The sequence below is a fragment of the Streptomyces beijiangensis genome (assembly GCF_017315755.1).
Classification (GTDB): Bacteria; Actinomycetota; Actinomycetes; order Streptomycetales; family Streptomycetaceae; genus Streptomyces; species Streptomyces beijiangensis.
Genome location: NZ_JAFLRJ010001657.1, coordinates 1 through 262 on the forward strand (window position 1 = coordinate 1; position 262 = coordinate 262).

Sequence of the window (262 nt, forward strand, 5' to 3'; positions counted from 1 at the left end):
GAACCCGTCGACACCGTAGCGGTCGGCCTTCTGCGCGAGACCTTGGATCTCGCCCCAGTTGCCGAGCTTGATCGTGTTCTCGGCGAGGTTGAGACCGCCCTGGCCGGTCGTCACATTCGCGCCGAAAATCGCGACCTTGAACTTGTTCGGGCCACCTATCATGGGTCGCTGAGAGCGTTCGACTGTGTGATCAGCGACGAAATCACGCGGTGCGACATTCTGCGTCATTGATTTTCTCCATATCGTTGTGGCTCTGGGATAT

The 262-nt window shown here is 58.0% G+C and carries 1 protein-coding gene; it reads right to left on the reverse strand.

All coding sequences use genetic code 11. The features are described 5' to 3' along the window. On the reverse strand, positions 1-228 hold a 228-nt coding region (locus tag J0695_RS43110; protein ID WP_206970239.1), incomplete at its 3' end, for a hypothetical protein. Positions 229-262: the final 34 nt, after the last annotated feature.